The following is an 18,293-nucleotide window of genomic DNA, read 5'->3' on the forward strand; positions in this document are numbered from 1 at the left end:
GAAATATCCTGATGGTTGTCCGTTGCTTATTCCTATAATACGCGACACCACAGCTCTCCATGGCGACCACCTGCATGCTCAATATTCTACTGGCTGAAGACGAAAGCGCGATTGCCGACACGGTGATCTATGCCCTCAGCAGCGAAGGTTTCCAGGTGCAGCACTGCCTGCTCGGCAGCGCCGCCCTGCAACAGGCGCGCAGCGGCCGCTTCGACCTGGCGGTGCTGGACGTCGGCCTGCCCGACATGAGCGGCTTCGACGTCTGCCGCGAGCTGCGCAAGTTTTCTTCGCTGCCGGTGATTTTCCTTACCGCGCGCGGCAGTGAAATCGACCGTTTGATCGGCCTCGAAATCGGCGCCGACGATTACATGGTCAAGCCATTCTCGCCGCGCGAACTGGCGGCCCGCATCCGGGTCGTGCTGCGCCGCCTGAATCCCGCGCCGGCCGCGGACGCAAGCGCATCGCCGCCAGCCGTGCTGGGCGAATTCGAGCTTGACCAGGCCGGCATGCGCATCCGCTACGGCGGCCACGCCTTGCAGCTGACGCGCTACGAATACCTGCTGCTGAACATGCTGCTGAGCCGGCCGGGCGGCATCTTTACCCGCCAGCAGCTGATGGACTCGATCTGGCGCGATGCCCCCGACAGCACCGACCGCACCGTCGACACCCACGTCAAGACCTTGCGCATCAAACTGAAAGCCGTGGCGCCGGCCGCGGATCCTATCCACACCCATCGCGGCCTCGGTTATTCGATAGAACTGGCGCCGAACGGCAAGCAGGCGAGCACGTGAAACTCGGCATCCGCATCCTGCTCGGCTATTTCCTGATCGTCGGGCTGGCCGGCGTGTTCATCCAGCGCGTGTTCCTGGCCGAGGTCAAGCCGGCGGTGCGGCAGGCGATGGAAGACACGCTGGTGGACACTGCCAACATCCTGGCCGAGCTGGCCGCCGACGACATGAAGCAGAACCGCATCGCCGACGGCAACTTCGCCAGCCGGGTGCGCGAATACGCCCATCGCGACATCAACGCCAAGATCTGGAGCTTCCGCAAGACCACACTGGATTACCGCATCTACGTTACCGACCTGAAAGGGATCGTGCAGTTCGATTCGACCGGACGCGCCATCGGCCAGGACTACTCGCGCCGCAACGACGTCTACCTGACCCTGCGCGGCAATTACGGCGTGCGCTCGACGCGCGATGTCGACAACGACGACAGCAGCACCGTCATGCACGTGGCCGCGCCCATCATCGACCAAGGCAAGATGATCGGCGTGCTCACCGTCGCCAAGCCGAACAACACCTTGCAGCCGGCGATCTCGCAAAGCGAACGGACCATCCTGCGCTGGGGCGCCCTGCTGCTGGTGCTGTCGCTGGCGGTGGGATTGGCGGTCACCTTGTGGATCAGCCGCTCGCTGGGCGCCTTGCAGCGCTACGCCCGCGCCGTCACTGCCGGCGAACGGGCGCAGCCGCCGGCCAGGGGCGCCAGCGAAATCGTCGAACTGGGACGGGCGCTGGAGTCGATGCGGCAAAGGCTGGAGGGCAAGCAATACGTCGAACACTACATCCACAGCCTGACGCATGAGATGAAAAGCCCGCTGGCGGCGATCCGCGGCGCGGCGGAGCTGCTGGATGAAGACCTGCCCGCTGCAGAACAGCGGCGCTTTGCCCACAATATTCGCGGCCAGTCGCAACGGCTGTCGGAGCTGATCGAAAAGATGCTGGCATTGGCGGCGATCGAACACCGGCAGGCGCTGGAAAACATCGTCGCCGTCAATCTCGGGCAATTGCTGGCAGATGTCATTGCGCTGCTGGAGCCGCGCTTGCAGCAGGCCAAAGTGACGGTGCAGGTCGCCAATACGGCCGGACTGCCGCAAATCCGCGGCGAGCTATTCCTGCTGCGCCAGGCCCTGCTCAATCTGCTTGAGAACGCCATCGATTTTTCACCGCCAGGCAGCGTCATCACCGTACAAGCCGACACCGGCGTTGCCGGCGTGGTCACGCTGGCCGTAATGGACAGCGGTCCCGGCATCCCGGACTATGCGCTGGAGCGTGTATTCGAACGTTTTTATTCTTTGCCCCGCCCCGCCAGCAATGAAAAAAGCACCGGCCTCGGGCTCTGCTTCGTGCAGCAGGTGGCGCAGCTGCATCACGGCCAGATCACCTTGCGCAACCGCAGCACGGGCGGCGCCGAGGCGCGGCTGACGTTGCCGTTCCAGGCGGCCTAGACCAACTTCACGCTCGCTTCACAATACCCTCCGATTGACGCCGCACAGCCGCCGTCATCGATTCACACGCTCTGCTTACACTCGGATTTACCGTGACGCCCTGTCACTTTGCCCAGACCGAGAGAGACCATGAACCGACCCCTGATATTCAAACTGCTGGCCATTGCTTTCCTGACCTTGCTGATCCTGATCCCGCTCGGCCTGATCCACGATACCGTGCAGGACCGGCTGCGCTATCGCCAGGAAGCGGTGGCGTCAATTGCCGCCAGCTATGCCGGCAACCAGACCGTCACCGGACCGGTCCTGGTGGTGCCATACAAAATCAAGATTGATGAATTGACCGGCCAGGATGGCAATGGGAAAAAAACCTATAGCAGCCGTATCGAGGACCGGGAATACCTGTTTTTCCCGAAAGATCTGCAGATGCAAGGCAAGCTGCTGCCGACTGAACGCTATCGCGGTTTGCACAAGGTGCTTGTGTACGAATTGCAAGGCCATTTCGGCGGCCGCATCGATTATCAGCTGCCGTCGGCCGAACAGCTGGTTTCCGACAAGATAACCCTGTTGCAGCCCTACCTGGCAATCGGCATCAGCGATGTGCGCGGGCTGATCGGTTCGCCGTCAATAAAAATGGGAACACAGCAGCTGGCGCTGGAACAGGGCGCCGGCAGCTTCGGCAAGGGCATGCATGCGGCTTTGTCGCCAACCAGCCTTGCCGGGAGCGACGGCCTGGATTTTTCACTCGACCTGACCCTGGCCGGCACCGAAAGCCTGGCGGTCACGCCAGTTGGCGATAACAACCGCATCGAACTGACATCCAGCTGGCCGCATCCACAATTCGGCGGCAGTTTTTTGCCACGTGTCCGCAATATCTCTGAAAAGGGATTTCACGCTATCTGGGAAGTCTCATCGCTAGCCTCCAACGCACAACGTGAGCTGCGTACCGGCCGCGACGGCAAAACCGCGATAGAAAGCCTGCAGATCCAGCTGGCCGAACCGGTGAATATCTATTCCCAGGCGGATCGGGCGACCAAATACGGGCTGCTGTTCGTGCTGCTGACCTTTGTCGGTTTCTTCATTTTTGAAACGATAAAGCAACTGCCGATCCATCCGATCCAGTACCTGCTGGTCGGCTTGGGACTGGCGATATTCTTCCTGCTGCTGGTCAGCCTGTCCGAGCACATTGCCTTTTGGATCGCTTACCTGGTCGCCAGCGCCGCCTGTATCGGCCTGCTAGGATTTTATCTGGCCCAGGTCCTGCGCAGCTTCCGCCGCGGCCTCGGTTTCGGCGCCATGCTGACGCTGCTGTACGGCACGCTGTATGGCCTGCTGATCTCGGAAGACAATGCGCTGTTGCTGGGCAGCCTGATGCTGTTCGCAATCCTGGCGATCATCATGATCGTGACGCGCAAGATCGACTGGTATCAGACATCCGCGCTGAAAATCGCGCAAGGCAGCTAAGTACGCCCGTGCCTGTCCGATCAGGCCCGCAACGCCACATCCGCCACCGGCGCCGCAGTCATCGTCACCAGTTGCTGCGGCGTCAGATTGAACACCGCGTGCGGATGCCCCGCCGCCGCCCAGACGCTGTTCAATTCCAGCAAGTCCTGATCGATCAGCATCACCGTCTTGCCGACATGGCCGATAGGACAGACGCCGCCGATGGCGTAGCCGATACGCTCCTTGACGAAACGCGCATCGGCCTTTCCCAGCGGGCCGACCAGCGCCGCCACCTTGGCTTCATCGACGCGGTTGCTGCCGCTGGCCACCACCATCACGGCAGCATCATCGGTTAGTCGCCGGAACACGATCGACTTGGCGATCTCGGCGACGCTGCAGCCCAATCCCGCGGCGGCCTCGGCTGAAGTCTTGCCGGTTTCCGGCAGCATCACGACTTGCTTGTCATGTCCGATTGCCGCCAGCAGGTCGGCTACGCGCTGCGCGCTGTCGGGAAGTGTAGTCATTCGCTTTTCATTTCATTGAAAATTTTCAGGCTGATAAATCGCCGCTGCGGCCAGCTTATTTGGATTTGGCGGTGTCGAAATATTGCGCGTGCAGCTTGTCGTAGGTGCCGTCAGCCTTGATCGCGGCCAGGCCCTGGTTGATTTTCGCCAGCAACGCCGCGTCGCCCTTTTTCACCGCGATGCCGAAAAACTCTTTCGGGAAATTCTCGTCCATCACCATGCGGATGCCCTTTACCTGGTTGTTGGCCAGGTAATGCACTACCGCGCCCTTGTCGGCGATGACGGCGCTGACGCCGCCGGTTTCAAGTTCTTTCAAGGCCAGCGGGCTGGACTCAAAACGCTTGATATTGGCATTGTTGTCGCCTGACAGCTTCTGCATCATTTCGTCGCCGGTCGAACCTTGCAGGACGCCGACCGTCAGCGGCTTGAGATCGGTGATCTTCTGGATTTTCGAATCGAGCGGCACGACGATGACCTGGCCCGCTTCAAAATACGGATCTGAAAAATCGACCGTCAGCTTGCGCTTCTCGGTAATCGTCAGGCCGGACATGATGATGTCGCGGTCGCCCTGCGCCAGCGCGGTGAAAATGCCGTCGAACGGCGTATTGATGAACTTGACCTTCATGCCTTCTTTTGCCGCCAGCGCCTTCATGACGTCGATATCGAAGCCAACCAGCTCCTTGTTCTCGTTTTCATATTCGAAAGGCGCGTAAGTAGCGCCGGTGCCGACCACATATTCCTTCACCGCCGCGCCGGCCGCCGGCTTGTCTTCATGCTTGCCGCATGCGCTTAGTCCGCTCAGGGCCAGTACGGCGAGCATGAGGGAGGCTGTCTTGATTACGGTGCGTTTCATAAAATTTCCATTTCCTGTTGATGAGTCGACGATATTTTTCAAGCGATGCGCTTGGCCGCGATGGCGTTGCCGGCGCGGCTGACCGCCTTGCGGCCCAGGTGCGCCGAAATGAACTGGCCGGCGTCGACTACCGCATCGAGATCGATGCCGGTCTCGATGCCGAGTCCCTGCATCAGGTACAGCACGTCTTCCGACGACACGTTGCCGGTCGCCCCCTTGGCATACGGGCAGCCGCCCAGGCCGGCGACGGACGAGTGATAGATCGAAATGCCGACTTCCAGGCTGGCGTAGATATTCGCCAGCGCCTGGCCGTAGGTATCGTGGAAATGGCCGGACAGGCGTTCGATCGGAAATTCCTGCACCAGCCTTTGCATCACCGCATGGACCTTGTTCGGGGTAGCAACGCCGATGGTGTCGGCAATATCGATCTCGTCGCAACCGAGGTCGCGCAAGCGATGCAGCACGTCGACCACCGAATCGATGCCGACTTCGCCCTGGTACGGACAACCGAAAGCGCAGCTGATGCTGCCACGCAGGCGCTTGCCTTCCTGCTTGGCGACTTGCGCCACGTCGCGGAAGCGCTCTATCGATTCGGCGATGGAGCAATTGATGTTCTTTTGCGAGAACGCTTCCGAAGCCGCGCCGAAGATCACCATTTCGTCGGCGCCGGCCGCCAGCGCGGCTTCCAGGCCCTTCATGTTCGGCACCAGGGCCGAATAGATGACGCCCGGCTTGCGCTGGATGGCGGCCATCACTTCGCTCGATGTCGCCATTTGCGGCACCCATTTCGGCGAGACGAAGGACGCGGCTTCGATGTTGACGAAACCGGCTTTGGTGAGCTGGTCGACCAGTGCGATCTTGACGTCGGCCGGGATGGTTTCCTTTTCGTTCTGCAAGCCGTCGCGCGGGCCGACTTCAACGATCTTTACCTTGCTGGGGAATGTCATGTCATCACCTCTCAATAACCTTTGCTGCGGTCAACTACGCCGTTCACGCTGTTGCCCTGTTCCAGTGCATGGATCTTGTCGCGGACCTGCAGGATGGTGTCCTGGTGCAGCGACAATGCCGAGATATGCGGCGTGATGCTGATGCGCGGTTCTTGCCAGAACGGATGGTCCGGCGCCAGCGGCTCATGGTCGAACACATCCAGCGTTGCTCCCGCGACCTGCCCTTCCCGCACCGCCGCCAGCAGGTCGGCTTCGACCACGTGGCCGCCGCGGGCAACGTTGACCAGGTAAGCGCCGTCCTTGCCCGTTTGCAGTTTCTGCAGGTTCTGGCGATTGACGATGCCGCGCGTCGAATCTGTCAGAGGCAAGATGCATACCAGCACCCGCGATGCACGCAGGAAAGCATCGAGGCCGTCATCGCCGGCGTAGCAAGAGATTCCAGGCAAGTCTTTTGGACTGCGGCTCCAGCCGTTCAGGGGAAAGCCGAAATGCGCCAGCGATTCTGCAATGCGCGAGCCGAGCACGCCCAGGCCGAGGATGCCGACGCTGAAATCGCGCTTGTCGGGAGCCGGCAGCTGCGTCCATTCACCGCGTGCGGCTTGTTCCCGGTATTTATCGAAGCGGCGGAAATAGCCCAGGACTGCATGCGTCACGTATTCGGCCATCTGGATCGCCATGCCGCCGTCGTCGATGCGGATCAGCGGCACGCTGGCCGGGATGGCGTCGCCTAGCTGCAGGATGGCGTCGACGCCGGCGCCGAGGTTGAAGATGGCTTTCAGGTCGCTGCGGCCGCGTAGCATGGCTGCCGGCGGGCGCCAGACCAGGGCGTAGTCGGCCGGGGCGTCGTCGCCTTCCTGCCAGAAACGGATTTCGGCTTGCGGCAGGGCGGTGCTGAAGTCGGCCATCCAGCTTTCCAGGCCGCTGCCGGGGGGGACGTAGAACAGGAGTTTCACTATTTGGTCCTCAAACTATCTTGATGCTTGTGCAAAACGAATGCGACGGTTTGTACTCCGTGGGCCGTTAAATGGGGTCAGAGTAATTTACGACGATGAGGCTGTCGTAAAAAAACTCTGACCCCATTTAACTCTGCTTGCGCATAGTCAAGCTGCCTTGAATACCAGCAGCTGGGCGGATTCGCTTACCTGGTCGCCTACCGCGTACAGCAGTTCTTCCACCTGACCGTCGGCCGGGGCGGCGATGGTGTGTTCCATTTTCATCGCTTCCATGATCAGCAATGGTGCGCCTTTTTTTACCTGTTCGCCTTGCGTCACCAGCAGGGCGACGATCTTGCCTGGCATCGGCGCGGTCAGGCGGCCGCCTTCGGCTTCGCTGTCGCCGGCGTGCAGCAGCGGATCGACATACGCCAGCGTGTATTGGCTGCCGGCGTAAAACACGTGGAACTGCTCGCCTTCCCGCACCACGGTGCCGGCTACGGTCCTGTCGCCCAGGCTGATTTCAATCGCGTTGCCGTCCTCCTGCAGCACCGTCATTTGCTTGAAGGTCTGTGCCTCGAACTGCTCATGGCGCAGCAGCCAGCGTCCTGTTTCGTAGGTGACGTCGAGCGGGCTGGGCTGGCCGTCGTCGACAAAGGCGAGCCGGCGCTGCAGGCTGCCGTTCAGGCGCCAGCCGTCGGTGCTGGTCCACGGATCGCTGCCGGCATTGTTGGCGGCGTTGCGCTCCGACAGCAGCAGCGATGCCGCCGCCAGCGCCAGGACCTCGATCGCCACCGGGACGGCGGCGGGAAACAAGGTAGCGTGATGGCGTTCGATCAGGCCGGTATCCAGGTCCGCTTCCGAGAACGCCTGGCCGGCGACCAGGCGCTGCAGGAACTTGACGTTGCTGGCGAGGCCGACGATCTGGTATTGCGCCAGCGCAGTCGACATCGCGGCCAATGCCTGCCGGCGGTCCTGGCCCCAGACAATCAGCTTGGCGATCATCGGATCGTAGAACGGCGAAATGGCGTCGCCCTGGCGCACGCCGGAATCGATGCGCACGATGCTGGCGCTGGATTGGCTGACTTCAAATTCGGTCGCCGCAGGCGTGCGCAGGTGGCGCAACGTGCCTATCGACGGCAGGAAACCCTTGTCCGGGTTTTCGGCGTAGATCCGCGCTTCCAGCGCATGGCCGCTGAGTGTCAGCTGATCCTGCCGGAGCGGCAGCGGTTCGCCCGAAGCCACCCGCAATTGCCACTCGACCAGGTCGAGGCCGGTGATCATTTCCGTCACCGGATGTTCCACCTGCAGGCGGGTGTTCATTTCCATGAAATAGAAAGAACCGTCCTGGTTGGCGATGAACTCCACGGTGCCGGCGCCGACGTAGCCGACCGCCTTGGCTGCCGCCACCGCCGCTTCGCCCATGGCGCGCCGGCGTTCCGGCGTCATGCCCGGCGCCGGCGCCTCTTCCAGCACTTTCTGGTGGCGCCGCTGCACCGAGCAATCGCGTTCGAACAGGTAAACGCAATCGCCCTGGCTGTCGGCAAACACCTGGATCTCGATATGGCGCGGACGGGTCAGGTAACGTTCGACCAGCACCTTGTCGTCGCCGAAGCTGTTGATCGCTTCACGTTTGCAGGACGCCAGCGCAGCCTTGAAATCGGCGCTTTGCTCGACGATGCGCATGCCCTTGCCGCCGCCGCCGGCGCTGGCCTTGAGCAGCACCGGATAGGTGATCTTGTCGGCTTGCTGCTGCAGGAAATCGGCATCCTGGGTTTCACCGTGATAACCGGGCACCAGCGGCACCTTGGCCTTTTCCATCAGCTCCTTGGCGGCCGACTTCGATCCCATCGCCGAAATGGCGCTAGCCGGCGGGCCAATGAATACCAGGCCGGCCTTGGCGCAGGCTTGGGCAAACTGCGCATTTTCGGACAGGAAACCGTAGCCCGGATGGATGGCTTGCGCGCCGGTAGCCAAAGCCACTTCGATGATCTTGTCGGCGCGCAGGTAACTTTCCTTGGCCGCGGCCGGTCCGATCAGCACCGCCTCGTCGCATACCGCAACGTGCTTGGCGCCGGCGTCGGCATCCGAATACACAGCCACGGTCTTGATGCCCATGCGCCGTGCGGTGGCTGCCACGCGGCAGGCGATTTCGCCGCGGTTGGCAATCAGGATCTTGGTAAACATGCTGTCTCCCCCTTTTTTTATTTATTGCGGTTGGGTGTTGCTGTCGGCGGTCACTTCGCAACGTGCATCGAATGTCGACGAACGCGAATGCATGCCGAGTTTTTCCAGCAAGGCGCGGTCTTCTTCAACTTCCGGATTGCCGGTAGTGAGCAGCTTGTCGCCGTAGAAAATCGAGTTGGCGCCGGCCAGGAAACACAGCGACTGGATCGCCTCGCCCATTTGCCGGCGGCCGGCGGACAGGCGCACGCGCGCCTTCGGCATGGTGATGCGGGCCACGGCCACGGTGCGCACGAATTCGAACAGGTCGATCGGATCGATGCCGTGCAGCGGCGTGCCTTCGACCTGCACCAGGTTATTCACCGGCACCGATTCCGGATACGGCTCCAGGTTGGCCAGCTGCGCCACCAGGCCGGCGCGCTGCAGGCGCGATTCGCCCATGCCGACGATGCCGCCGCAGCACACCTTGATGCCGGCGCCGCGCACGCTGTCGAGCGTATCGAGGCGGTTCTGGTAATCGCGGGTGGTGATGATGTCGCCATAGATTTCCGGCGCGGTGTCGAGATTGTGGTTGTAGTAGTCAAGCCCGGCGCCCTTCAGGCGTTCCGCCTGGCCTTCGCCCAGCATGCCCAGCGTAGCGCAGGTTTCCAGGCCGAGCGCCTTGACTTCGCGCACCATTTCTTCGACCTTTTCCAGGTCGCGGTCTTTCGGCTCGCGCCATGCCGCGCCCATGCAGAAACGGGTTGCGCCGTGCGCCTTGGCCTGGCGCGCAGCTTCCAGCACGGTATCGAGCGGCAGGATCTTTTGCGCGGTGACGCCGGTGTCGTAGCGCGCCGCCTGCGGGCAGTAGCCGCAATCTTCCGGGCAGCCGCCGGTCTTGATCGACAGCAGCGTCGCCAGTTCGACCTCGTTAGGGTCGAAGTTTTCGCGGTGGATTTGCTGCGCCCTGAACAGCAGTTCGTTGAACGGCAGGTTGAACAGGTCGAGCACGGTTTGCACCGGCCATTTGGCGTCTGCCGGCAGCACCATCGGTTTGGCGGCTGGCTGGAATGTGATTGGTTGCGATGACATGATCTGACTTCCTTTGTGTTGAGGGAATACGGTTAAATCGGGTGAGTGCCGGATGGCGCAGGCCAACCCGGCAAACATGAAAAATCCAGGTGGCTGACGGCGGCCTCGACCAGCGCCCTGGCCGGCAGTTCGCCCATGCGCGGCACGTGGCCTAGAAACGGTGCATCGATGCGGCTCTTCAATGCCGCGATATTGGCGTCGGCATTGAGCATCGCCGGGTCGACCGTGTTGGCGACCCAGCCGGCCAATTGCAAGCCGCGCGCGGCAATCGCCTCGGCCGTCAGCAACGCGTGGCTGATGCAGCCCAGCCGCAAACCCACCACCAGCACCACCGGCAAGCCGAGCTGCTGCGCCAGGTCGGCGGTGTCGTGCGTATCGTTGAGCGGCACGCGGAAGCCGCCGACGCCTTCGACGATCACCGCATCGGCCAGCGCGGAGATCTGCTGATAACAAGAGAGGATATGCGCCAGTTCTATCTTCCGTTCCTCCTGCGCCGCAGCGATATGCGGTGCGGTCGGCTGGCGCAGCAGGAACGGCGTGCTCAGTTCCTGCGGCAACGCCACGCTGGCTTCCGCCGCCAGGACATCGGCATCGTCGTTGCGCCAGGCGCCGTCGCGCAGTTCGGCGCCGGCGGCGACCGGCTTCATGCCGGCGCTGCGCACGCCGGTTTTTGTCAGCCCGTGCAGCAGCGCGCCGGCGATCAGCGTCTTGCCGATTTCGGTATCGGTGCCGGCAATGAACCAGGCTACCTGTTGCGGATTGGCGATCAATTTAGCCATGGCCGATCACGCTTTCAAAAACCGCGGCAGTACGGATTGCCAGCAGATCGATTTCCTGGTCGTCCAGGATATACGGCGGCATCAGGTACACCGTCTTGCCGATCGGCCGCAGCAGCAATTCATGTTCTACCGCGCTGGCGAAAAAACGACGCGAGAAAGTCGCCGCCATGGCTTTGTTGTCGATAACCGCGTCAAACGCCCAGATCATGCCGCGCTGGCGGAAATGACGCACCTGCGGATGCTGCGCCAGCGGCGCCAGCGCCTCGGTGATGCGCTGGGCGCGCCGGCGGTTGGCGTTGATCACGTCGTCTTCCTCGAAAATCGCCAGCGTCGCCAGCGCCGCGCGGCAAGCCAGCGGATTGCCTGTGTAGGAATGGGAATGGAGGAAACCGCGCGCCAGGTCGTTATCGTAGAACGCCCGGTAGATTTCATCGCGCGTCATCACCAGCGACAACGGCAAGTAGCCGCCGCTGATGCCCTTCGACAGGCACAGGAAGTCCGGCCAGACCGGTGGCTCACCGGGAGCCGCCGCCTGCTCGGAGGCAAAGAAGGTGCCGGTGCGGCCGCAGCCGACGGCGATTTCATCAAAGATCAGGTGGACTTTGTAGCGGTCGCACAAAGCCCGCAGTTCGCGCAGATAGGCCGGATCGTGCATCGCCATGCCGGCAGCGCATTGCACCAGCGGTTCGATGATGATGGCGGCGATATGGCTGGAACGCTGCTGCAGCAGTTTTTCCAGCGTGGCGGCAGCGCGCAGGGCGACATCCTCGGCGCTTTCGCCATCGCGTGCGCCGCGCGCATCGGGCGAGGCCACCACATGCGCCTGGCGCAGCAAGGGGCCATAAGCGTCGCGGAACAGGGGCACGTCGGTAACCGCCAGAGCGCCTATGGTTTCGCCGTGATAGCTGCCTTTCAGGCAAACGAATTCCTGCTTGTCGGCATAGCCGGCGTTGCGCCAGGCGTGGAAACTCATCTTCAGGGCGATTTCAACCGCCGAGGCGCCGTCCGACGCGTAGAAACAGTGGCCCAGCACATTGCCGGTGCGCGCCGCCAGCTGCTCCGACAACTGCACCACCGGTTCATGCGTAAAGCCGGCCAGCATCGCATGTTCGAGCTGGTCGAGCTGGTCCTTGAGCGCGGCATTGATGCGCGGATTGGCGTGGCCGAACAGGTTGACCCACCAGGAACTGATCCCGTCCAGGTATCGTTTGCCGTCGGTGTCGTACAGCCAGGCGCCGCGGCCGCGGCTGACCGCGATCAGCGGCACCGATTCGTGGTGCTGCATCTGGGTGCACGGATGCCAGACGCTGTCCAGGCTGCGCTGGACCAGGCTCGGCTGTGCTGCCTTATTTGTTACAGTTACTTTATCCAACGGTGCTCCTCGATATGCGTCGCGAATCCGCGCCGGCATGATTTGCAGCCAGCGCCTGCAAAGCGCCGGCCAATTGATCCACCTGTTCAATGCTGTGCGCCGCCGATAGCGATATGCGCAGGCGCGCCGTACCCTTGGGCACGGTCGGCGGCCGGATGGCCGGCACCCAGATGCCTTGCTCGCGCAACCCGGCCATCAGGTCCAGCGCCAGCTGGTTGTCTTCGACGATCAGCGCCTGCACCGGCGTCTCGGATGGCAGCAGCGGCCATGGCAAGCTGGCCAGCCCGCTGCGCAAGCGCGCAATCAGTTCACGCAAATGCTGCTGCCGCCAGTCTTCCTCTTGCATCAGCCTGACAGACGCCAGCAAGGCGCTCGCCAGCATCGGCGGGCTGGCGGTGGTAAACACATAGGTGCGCGCCCGCTGCAGCAGCCATTCGATCAGCAGCGCATCGCCGGCGACAAAAGCGCCGGCCACGCCCGCGGCCTTGCCCAGGGTTCCCATGTACAGGATGCGCTGCGACTGCAAACCGAAATGCGCCAGGCTGCCGCGCCCTTGCGGACCCAGCACGCCAAAACCGTGGGCGTCGTCGACCAGCAGCCAGGCATCGTATTTTTCACACAGCGCCAGCAGCTCCGGCAAGGGGGCGATATCGCCGTCCATGCTGAATACCGCATCGGTGACGACCAGCTTGCGCGGGTGCTCACTCTTGGCCAGCAATTGTTCCAGCCTCTCCACATCGGCATGCGGATAGACGCGGAACTGCGCGCCGGACAAGCGGGCGCCGTCTATCAGGCAAGCGTGGTTCAGCCGGTCCGAGAAGACGATATCGCCGGGACCGGCCAACGCCGGGATCGTCCCCATGTTGGCCATGTAACCGGTCGAAAAATGCAGGGCGCGCGGCATGCCGACAAATTCCGCCAGCGCCAGCTCCAGCTCCTCGACTGCGCTGGTGTGGCCGCTGATCAGGGCCGACGCGCTGGCGCCGACCCCGTATCGGTCGAGCCCGGCCTGCGCGGCGGCGCGCAGCGCCGGATGGTTCGCCAGGCCGAGATAATCGTTGCTGCAAAACGCCAGGTATTGCCGGCCTTCGACCTCCAGCAACGGCCCCTGCGGCCCGTCGACGATACGCCGCTTGCGCAACAGCTTCTGCTCTTGCAGCGCCGCCAGCTGGTCGCGGATCTGGGTCAGCAGCTCAGGCATATTGGGCTTCCGCCTGGGATGCGCGCACGGCTGCCGGCGGCCGCGCAAACAACAGCGGCAGCCGGTTCAGGCTGCGGTACACCGCATTGCCGCCCCAGGATTGGACGACGCCGGCCAGCTGCAGCTGCGGCAAGCGTTGCATCACGCTGCGGATGGCGATTTCCGCCTCCAGGTAAGTCAGCGTGGCGCCGATGCAGACATGCGGACCGTAGCCGAAGGACAGGTGGGCGCCCTGGTTGCGCTGGATATCGAGCCGGTCAGGGTCCGTGAATTTTTCCGGGTCGCGATTGGCGGCGCCGATCAGCGGGATCACCAGGTCGCCTTTTTTCATCAGCTGGCCATGCATCTCGACATCGACCTTGAGACGGCGTCCGGTGTACTGCACCGGGCTGTCGAAACGCAGCAGTTCCTTCAAGGCGGACGGCAGCAGCGCCGGCGTGTCTTGCAAAGACTGCCATTGCTCCGGATGCTGCAGCAGCGCCAGCATGCCGTTACCCAGCAGGTTGCGCGTGGTTTCATGGCCCGCGAACAGCAGCGTGCAGCACTGCGCCAGCAATTCCTTGGTGGTGATGATGCCGCCCGTGGCTTCGGCGCGTATCAGCTGGCTCATCAGGTCGCCACTGTCCCTAGGCGCTGCGCGGCGCTGCGGCAGCAGCTGGCGGAAATATTCGTTCATGGCGACCAGGCTGGCCTGGGCCGCGCGGGCGATCTCCAGGGTCGGCGTCGGGCTGCCGATGAAAGCGGCGATATCGTCGGACCATGCCACGAATTCGCTGCGGTCTTCAGCGGCGATGCCGAGCATGCCGGCAATCACCAGCGCCGGCAGGGGACGGGCAAAATCGCTCATGAAGTCAAACTGAGCAAACTCAGCAAACTGGCCGGATGCGCTATCGGCAGCCTTGACGGTTATCTGGTCCAGCAGGCGGTCGACGATCTCCTGGATCTGCGGCGCCAGTTCTTGCAACGCCGATGGCTTGAAACCGGCGTTCATCACCTGGCGCAGGCGGGTGTGCTGGGGCGCGTCCACGAACAGCAGCGAACGCGAAAAAATGCGCTTGAACTCGCGCAGCTCGGTCAAGGCTTCCGGACCGCTGCTGTTGGCCCAGCCGCCGGCGCGCCGCACCGAGAAGCGCGGATCGCGCAGCACGCTGGCGACATCGGCGTGGCCCGTCAGCAGCCAGGCGCCGCCGCAGAATTCCGGGCTCCAGTGCAGCGCGCCCGCGGCACGCAGGGCGTGATAGGCGGGGTACGGGTCGTTCAAGAAATCTTCATTAATCATTTAACATCTTTTCCAGCATTTACTTTGGCAAAATCGTCTTTGCAAGGACGAGATTGTATGTGATCACGCCAACCAGGATGGTTTGCGCTTCTCCAGGAAGGCGCGTACGCCCTCGCGCCCCTCGGCGGAAGCGCGGATTTTGGCGATCTCTTCCACGGTGTCGGCGATCAGCACTGCCGTCAGCGGCTGGCCGGCAACCGCGCGCACCAGGCGCTTGGCCTCGGTCACGGCGTTGGGGCTGGCCGCCAGCAGGGCCTTGAGCAGCAAAGCCACGCTTTCATCCAGTTTTTCCGCCGTCGTCACTTCGTGCACCAGCCCCAGCTTTTGGCCGGTTTCGGCGGAAAAGCGCTCGGCGGTAATGAAATAGCGCCGCGCAGCCGATTCGCCGATAGCCTTGATGACGTAAGGCGAGATGGTAGCCGGGATCAGCCCTATCTTGACTTCCGACAGGCAGAACTGCGCCGTCTCCACCGCCGCCACGATATCGCAGGCAGCCACCAGGCCAAGTCCGCCGGCATAACAGTCGCCCTGCACCTTGGCGATCACCGGCTTCGGGCATTGATAAATGGTGCGCAGCATGGTCGCCAGCAGCGCGGCATCGGCGCGGTTCTGCTCCGGCGTATAGTCGGCCATCGCCTTCATCCAGTTGAGGTCGCCGCCGGCGCAGAACGCCGCGCCGCTGGCGGCCAGCACGATCGCCCTCACCTCGGCCATGCTGCCCAGTTCGGCAAAGGCGTGGGTGATTTCGGCAATCATGGTTTCATTGAAAGCATTGCGCACCTCGGGCCGGTTGAGGACGATGGTCGCTACCTGAGGCGCATGCTGTATTGCTAAAGTCTGATAAGTCACTTGTTCATCTCCGCTTGTGGCAACGGGCCAGCGTCGCAAAATATTGCTGCATCATTGTTTCAACGGCTCCGCAGGAAATCCGTTTCGTCCCAGGAATTCCGCCACCAGCGGCTCCCAGATGTTCAAGCCGGCCACAAACAGCGTATGGCCGTTCTTGGCAAACGGCGGCAGCAGCTTGAATTCCGCCTGGCCGCCTGCCTGGTTAAACGCCGCGTGCCAGGCCTGGCTGTATTGCGGTCCGAAATACAGGTCGTTTTCGGTATATATCCATAGCATCGGCACCTTGGCGGTCTTGCCGAATTCGGCGTACATGCTTTCCAGCTTGCCGCCCTGGCAGGGTACGCCTGGGTGCGTCTCGGGATCGCCGCCGGAGCCGCCGGCAAAATTGATCGCGGCCACCAGGCCCTGGGGCATCTTGGCGGCGGCAGCGGTAGTGGTGTAGCCGCCCACCGACTGGCCGATCAGCAGCACCCGCTCGGGATTGACGTAGGGCTGCTGCTTGGCATACGCCAGCACCGCCAGCACTTCCGTGCTGGCAGCCTCGGCCATCGGCGCGTAATCTTTATCGCGGCAGCCGCCGCTGTCCTCAGGATCCGGATCGACGCCGGTATCGCCGTAGCCTAGCCGGGTCGGCACGAACACGGCAAAACCGCGCTCGGTGAAGAAACGCGCCTGCTGGGTGTAGCGGAAACGCCCGGGCTTGGAGCGGTCGTTGCCGCGGCCGTGATTGATGATGACGATCGGAAACGGTCCGGCGCCGGCCGGCTTGAATTGCGTCACGATGACCTTGCCGGTGAACGTGCGGCCGTACAGGTTCTTGACCGTCACAGGCACGCTGGCGACAACTTCATTCAAGTCCTGCGCCAGCGCCTGCCCTGCCGCATGCGCCGACCAGATGCACAGGCATGCGCACGCCAAGGCATGGCGCGCCGCCCGTGTCACCGTTATCCCTGCCAATCTGCTCATGGTTTTTCCGTTATCTGGTTTTACATCCGGAACACGCCGAACCTGGTGTCCGCAATCGGCGCGTTCAAGGCTGCGCTCAAACCCAGCCCCAGCACCTTGCGGGTATCGGCCGGATCGATCACGCCGTCGTCCCACAAGCGGGCGGAGGCGTAATACGGATGGCCCTGGTGTTCATACTGGTCGCGGATCGGTTTCTTGAAAGCTTCCTCTTCCTCTGCGCTCCAGCTGCCGCCCTTGCCTTCGATGCCGTCGCGCTTGACGGTCGCCAGCACGCCGGCAGCCTGTTCGCCGCCCATCACCGAGATGCGCGCATTCGGCCACATCCACAGGAAGCGCGGCGAATAGGCGCGGCCGCACATGCCGTAGTTGCCGGCGCCGAAGCTGCCGCCGATGATGACGGTCAGCTTGGGCACCGCGGTGGTCGCCACCGCCGTCACCATCTTGGCGCCGTTGCGGGCGATGCCTTCGTTTTCGTAGCGGCGGCCGACCATGAAGCCGGTGATGTTTTGCAGGAACACCAGCGGGATCTTGCGCTGCGAGCACAGCTCGATGAAATGCGTGCCCTTCAGGGCCGCCTCCGAAAACAGGATGCCGTTGTTGGCGACGATGCCGACCGGCATGCCGTAAATATGGGCGAAGCCGCAGATCAGCGTGGTGCCGTAGCGCGCCTTGAATTCGTCGAATTCACTGCCGTCGACGATGCGCGCGATCACTTCGCGCACGTCGAAAGGCTTGCGGGTATCGAGCGGAATCACGCCGTACAGTTCCTGGGCCGGGTACTTCGGTTCGACCACGGGGCGCAGCAGCGGGCCCGGCGGTTTCTGGCGGTTCAGGTTGGAGACGACGGTGCGCGCCAGCGACAGCGCGTGCATGTCGTTTTGCGCCAGGTGGTCAGCCACGCCGGACAAGCGGGTGTGGACATCGCCGCCGCCCAGGTCTTCCGCGCTCACCACCTCGCCGGTCGCGGCTTTCACCAGCGGCGGTCCGGCCAGGAAAATCGTGCCCTGATTCTTGACGATGATGGACTCGTCGCTCATCGCCGGGACGTAGGCGCCGCCGGCGGTGCACGAGCCCATCACCACGGCGATCTGCGGAATGCCCTTGGCCGACAGGTTGGCCTGGTTGTAGAAGATGCGGCCGAAATGGTCGCGGTCGGGAAACACTTCGTCCTGGTTCGGCAGGTTGGCGCCGCCGCTGTCGACCAGGTAGATGCAGGGCAGGTTGTTCTGTTCGGCGATTTCCTGCGCGCGCAGATGTTTCTTGACGCTGAGCGGATAGTAAGTTCCGCCTTTCACGGTAGCGTCATTGCAGACCACCACGCATTCCTGGCCGGCGATGCGGCCGATGCCGGTAATCACGCCGGCGGCGGGCGCCGCGTCGCTGCCATCCTTGTCCTTGTAGACGTGGTAGGCCGCCAGCTGGGAAAATTCCATGAACGGCGTGCCGGGATCGAGCAGCATCTGCACCCGTTCGCGCGGCAGCAGCTTGCCGCGCGCCACATGCTTGTGGCGCGCGGCTTCGCCGCCGCCCTCGGCGATCTGCGCGACTTTCTGGCGCAGGTCGTCGACCAGCAGGTTAAGCGCGTTGGCGTTTTGCTGGAATTCTTCGCTGCGTGGATTCAGCTTGCTTTCTAACTGGGGCATTGCGATGTCCTTTGTCTCTTGTTTTT

Annotated in this window: 16 protein-coding genes; 3 read left to right on the top strand and 13 right to left on the bottom strand. The window is 62.9% G+C overall.

Annotation, left to right across the window (positions count from 1 at the left end; translation table 11 throughout):
• The first annotated feature begins 74 nt into the window (after positions 1 to 74).
• From creB to creD, 3 genes are all read left to right on the top strand, one after another.
• The gene (creB, locus tag V8G57_RS11180; protein ID WP_342829444.1) at positions 75 to 791 is read left to right on the top strand and encodes a two-component system response regulator CreB; all 717 of its coding nucleotides are present in this window, start codon (positions 75 to 77) and stop codon (positions 789 to 791) included.
• A complete protein-coding gene (gene creC / locus V8G57_RS11185) occupies positions 788 to 2,227 on the top strand; it encodes a two-component system sensor histidine kinase CreC (protein WP_092395647.1) in 1,440 nt (479 codons plus the stop codon). The genes creB and creC overlap by 4 nt, the downstream gene beginning before the upstream one ends.
• A gap of 129 nt (positions 2,228 to 2,356) precedes the next feature.
• Entirely contained in the window at positions 2,357 to 3,688 is a 1,332-nt protein-coding gene (gene creD, locus V8G57_RS11190; protein WP_342829445.1) for a cell envelope integrity protein CreD, read from the top strand.
• Positions 3,689 to 3,708: 20 nt separating this feature from the next.
• Here creD and V8G57_RS11195 read toward each other — a convergent pair whose 3' ends face one another.
• From V8G57_RS11195 to V8G57_RS11265, 13 genes are all read right to left on the bottom strand, one after another.
• Positions 3,709 to 4,191 (bottom strand): YbaK/EbsC family protein, encoded by a 483-nt coding sequence (locus tag V8G57_RS11195; protein ID WP_092395651.1) that lies wholly within the window; start codon positions 4,189 to 4,191, stop codon positions 3,709 to 3,711.
• Between the two features lie 55 nt (positions 4,192 to 4,246).
• Positions 4,247 to 5,044: a basic amino acid ABC transporter substrate-binding protein gene (locus V8G57_RS11200; protein WP_092395653.1), complete on the bottom strand. Its 798-nt coding sequence runs from the start codon at positions 5,042 to 5,044 to the stop codon at positions 4,247 to 4,249.
• Between the two features lie 38 nt (positions 5,045 to 5,082).
• The gene (locus V8G57_RS11205) at positions 5,083 to 5,991 is read right to left on the bottom strand and encodes a hydroxymethylglutaryl-CoA lyase (protein WP_342829446.1); all 909 of its coding nucleotides are present in this window, start codon (positions 5,989 to 5,991) and stop codon (positions 5,083 to 5,085) included.
• Between the two features lie 11 nt (positions 5,992 to 6,002).
• The gene (locus V8G57_RS11210) at positions 6,003 to 6,944 is read right to left on the bottom strand and encodes a 2-hydroxyacid dehydrogenase (RefSeq protein WP_342829447.1); all 942 of its coding nucleotides are present in this window, start codon (positions 6,942 to 6,944) and stop codon (positions 6,003 to 6,005) included.
• A 147-nt stretch (positions 6,945 to 7,091) separates the two neighbouring features.
• Complete coding sequence (locus V8G57_RS26260) at positions 7,092 to 9,110, bottom strand: acetyl/propionyl/methylcrotonyl-CoA carboxylase subunit alpha (RefSeq protein WP_425458264.1); 2,019 nt, start codon at positions 9,108 to 9,110, stop codon at positions 7,092 to 7,094.
• Positions 9,111 to 9,131: 21 nt separating this feature from the next.
• A complete protein-coding gene (bioB, locus tag V8G57_RS11230; RefSeq protein WP_342829448.1) occupies positions 9,132 to 10,178 on the bottom strand; it encodes a biotin synthase BioB in 1,047 nt (348 codons plus the stop codon).
• A 32-nt stretch (positions 10,179 to 10,210) separates the two neighbouring features.
• On the bottom strand, positions 10,211 to 10,957 hold the full coding sequence (gene bioD, locus V8G57_RS11235) for a dethiobiotin synthase (protein WP_342829449.1): 747 nt from the start codon (positions 10,955 to 10,957) through the stop codon (positions 10,211 to 10,213).
• The gene (bioA, locus tag V8G57_RS11240) at positions 10,950 to 12,329 is read right to left on the bottom strand and encodes an adenosylmethionine--8-amino-7-oxononanoate transaminase (protein ID WP_342829450.1); all 1,380 of its coding nucleotides are present in this window, start codon (positions 12,327 to 12,329) and stop codon (positions 10,950 to 10,952) included. The genes bioD and bioA overlap by 8 nt, the downstream gene beginning before the upstream one ends.
• Positions 12,322 to 13,530, bottom strand: a complete 1,209-nt coding sequence (gene bioF / locus V8G57_RS11245; protein ID WP_342829451.1) for an 8-amino-7-oxononanoate synthase — start codon at positions 13,528 to 13,530, stop codon at positions 12,322 to 12,324. The genes bioA and bioF overlap by 8 nt, the downstream gene beginning before the upstream one ends.
• Complete coding sequence (locus V8G57_RS11250; RefSeq protein ID WP_342829452.1) at positions 13,523 to 14,809, bottom strand: cytochrome P450; 1,287 nt, start codon at positions 14,807 to 14,809, stop codon at positions 13,523 to 13,525. Before V8G57_RS11250 ends, bioF begins: the two co-directional genes overlap by 8 nt.
• 63 nt (positions 14,810 to 14,872) lie before the next feature.
• Positions 14,873 to 15,658 (bottom strand): enoyl-CoA hydratase/isomerase family protein, encoded by a 786-nt coding sequence (locus tag V8G57_RS11255; protein ID WP_342829453.1) that lies wholly within the window; start codon positions 15,656 to 15,658, stop codon positions 14,873 to 14,875.
• Positions 15,659 to 15,709: 51 nt separating this feature from the next.
• Positions 15,710 to 16,624 (bottom strand): alpha/beta hydrolase family protein, encoded by a 915-nt coding sequence (locus V8G57_RS11260; RefSeq protein ID WP_342829454.1) that lies wholly within the window; start codon positions 16,622 to 16,624, stop codon positions 15,710 to 15,712.
• A 20-nt stretch (positions 16,625 to 16,644) separates the two neighbouring features.
• The gene (locus tag V8G57_RS11265; RefSeq protein ID WP_342829455.1) at positions 16,645 to 18,267 is read right to left on the bottom strand and encodes a carboxyl transferase domain-containing protein; all 1,623 of its coding nucleotides are present in this window, start codon (positions 18,265 to 18,267) and stop codon (positions 16,645 to 16,647) included.
• Positions 18,268 to 18,293 lie beyond the last annotated feature (26 nt).

The organism is Collimonas rhizosphaerae (assembly GCF_038896935.1).
Classification (GTDB): Bacteria; Pseudomonadota; Gammaproteobacteria; order Burkholderiales; family Burkholderiaceae_D; genus Collimonas; species Collimonas rhizosphaerae.

Coding starts and splice junctions, on each gene's coding strand:
- creB (WP_342829444.1), top strand. CDS start 75: ATGCTCAATATTCTACTGGCTGAAGACGAAAGCGCGATTGCCGACACG.
- creD (WP_342829445.1), top strand. CDS start 2,357: ATGAACCGACCCCTGATATTCAAACTGCTGGCCATTGCTTTCCTGACC.
- V8G57_RS11195 (WP_092395651.1), bottom strand. CDS start 4,191: ATGACTACACTTCCCGACAGCGCGCAGCGCGTAGCCGACCTGCTGGCG.
- V8G57_RS11200 (WP_092395653.1), bottom strand. CDS start 5,044: ATGAAACGCACCGTAATCAAGACAGCCTCCCTCATGCTCGCCGTACTG.
- V8G57_RS11205 (WP_342829446.1), bottom strand. CDS start 5,991: ATGACATTCCCCAGCAAGGTAAAGATCGTTGAAGTCGGCCCGCGCGAC.
- V8G57_RS26260 (WP_425458264.1), bottom strand. CDS start 9,110: ATGTTTACCAAGATCCTGATTGCCAACCGCGGCGAAATCGCCTGCCGC.
- bioB (WP_342829448.1), bottom strand. CDS start 10,178: ATGTCATCGCAACCAATCACATTCCAGCCAGCCGCCAAACCGATGGTG.
- bioD (WP_342829449.1), bottom strand. CDS start 10,957: ATGGCTAAATTGATCGCCAATCCGCAACAGGTAGCCTGGTTCATTGCC.
- bioF (WP_342829451.1), bottom strand. CDS start 13,530: ATGCCTGAGCTGCTGACCCAGATCCGCGACCAGCTGGCGGCGCTGCAA.
- V8G57_RS11250 (WP_342829452.1), bottom strand. CDS start 14,809: ATGATTAATGAAGATTTCTTGAACGACCCGTACCCCGCCTATCACGCC.
- V8G57_RS11260 (WP_342829454.1), bottom strand. CDS start 16,624: ATGAGCAGATTGGCAGGGATAACGGTGACACGGGCGGCGCGCCATGCC.
- V8G57_RS11265 (WP_342829455.1), bottom strand. CDS start 18,267: ATGCCCCAGTTAGAAAGCAAGCTGAATCCACGCAGCGAAGAATTCCAG.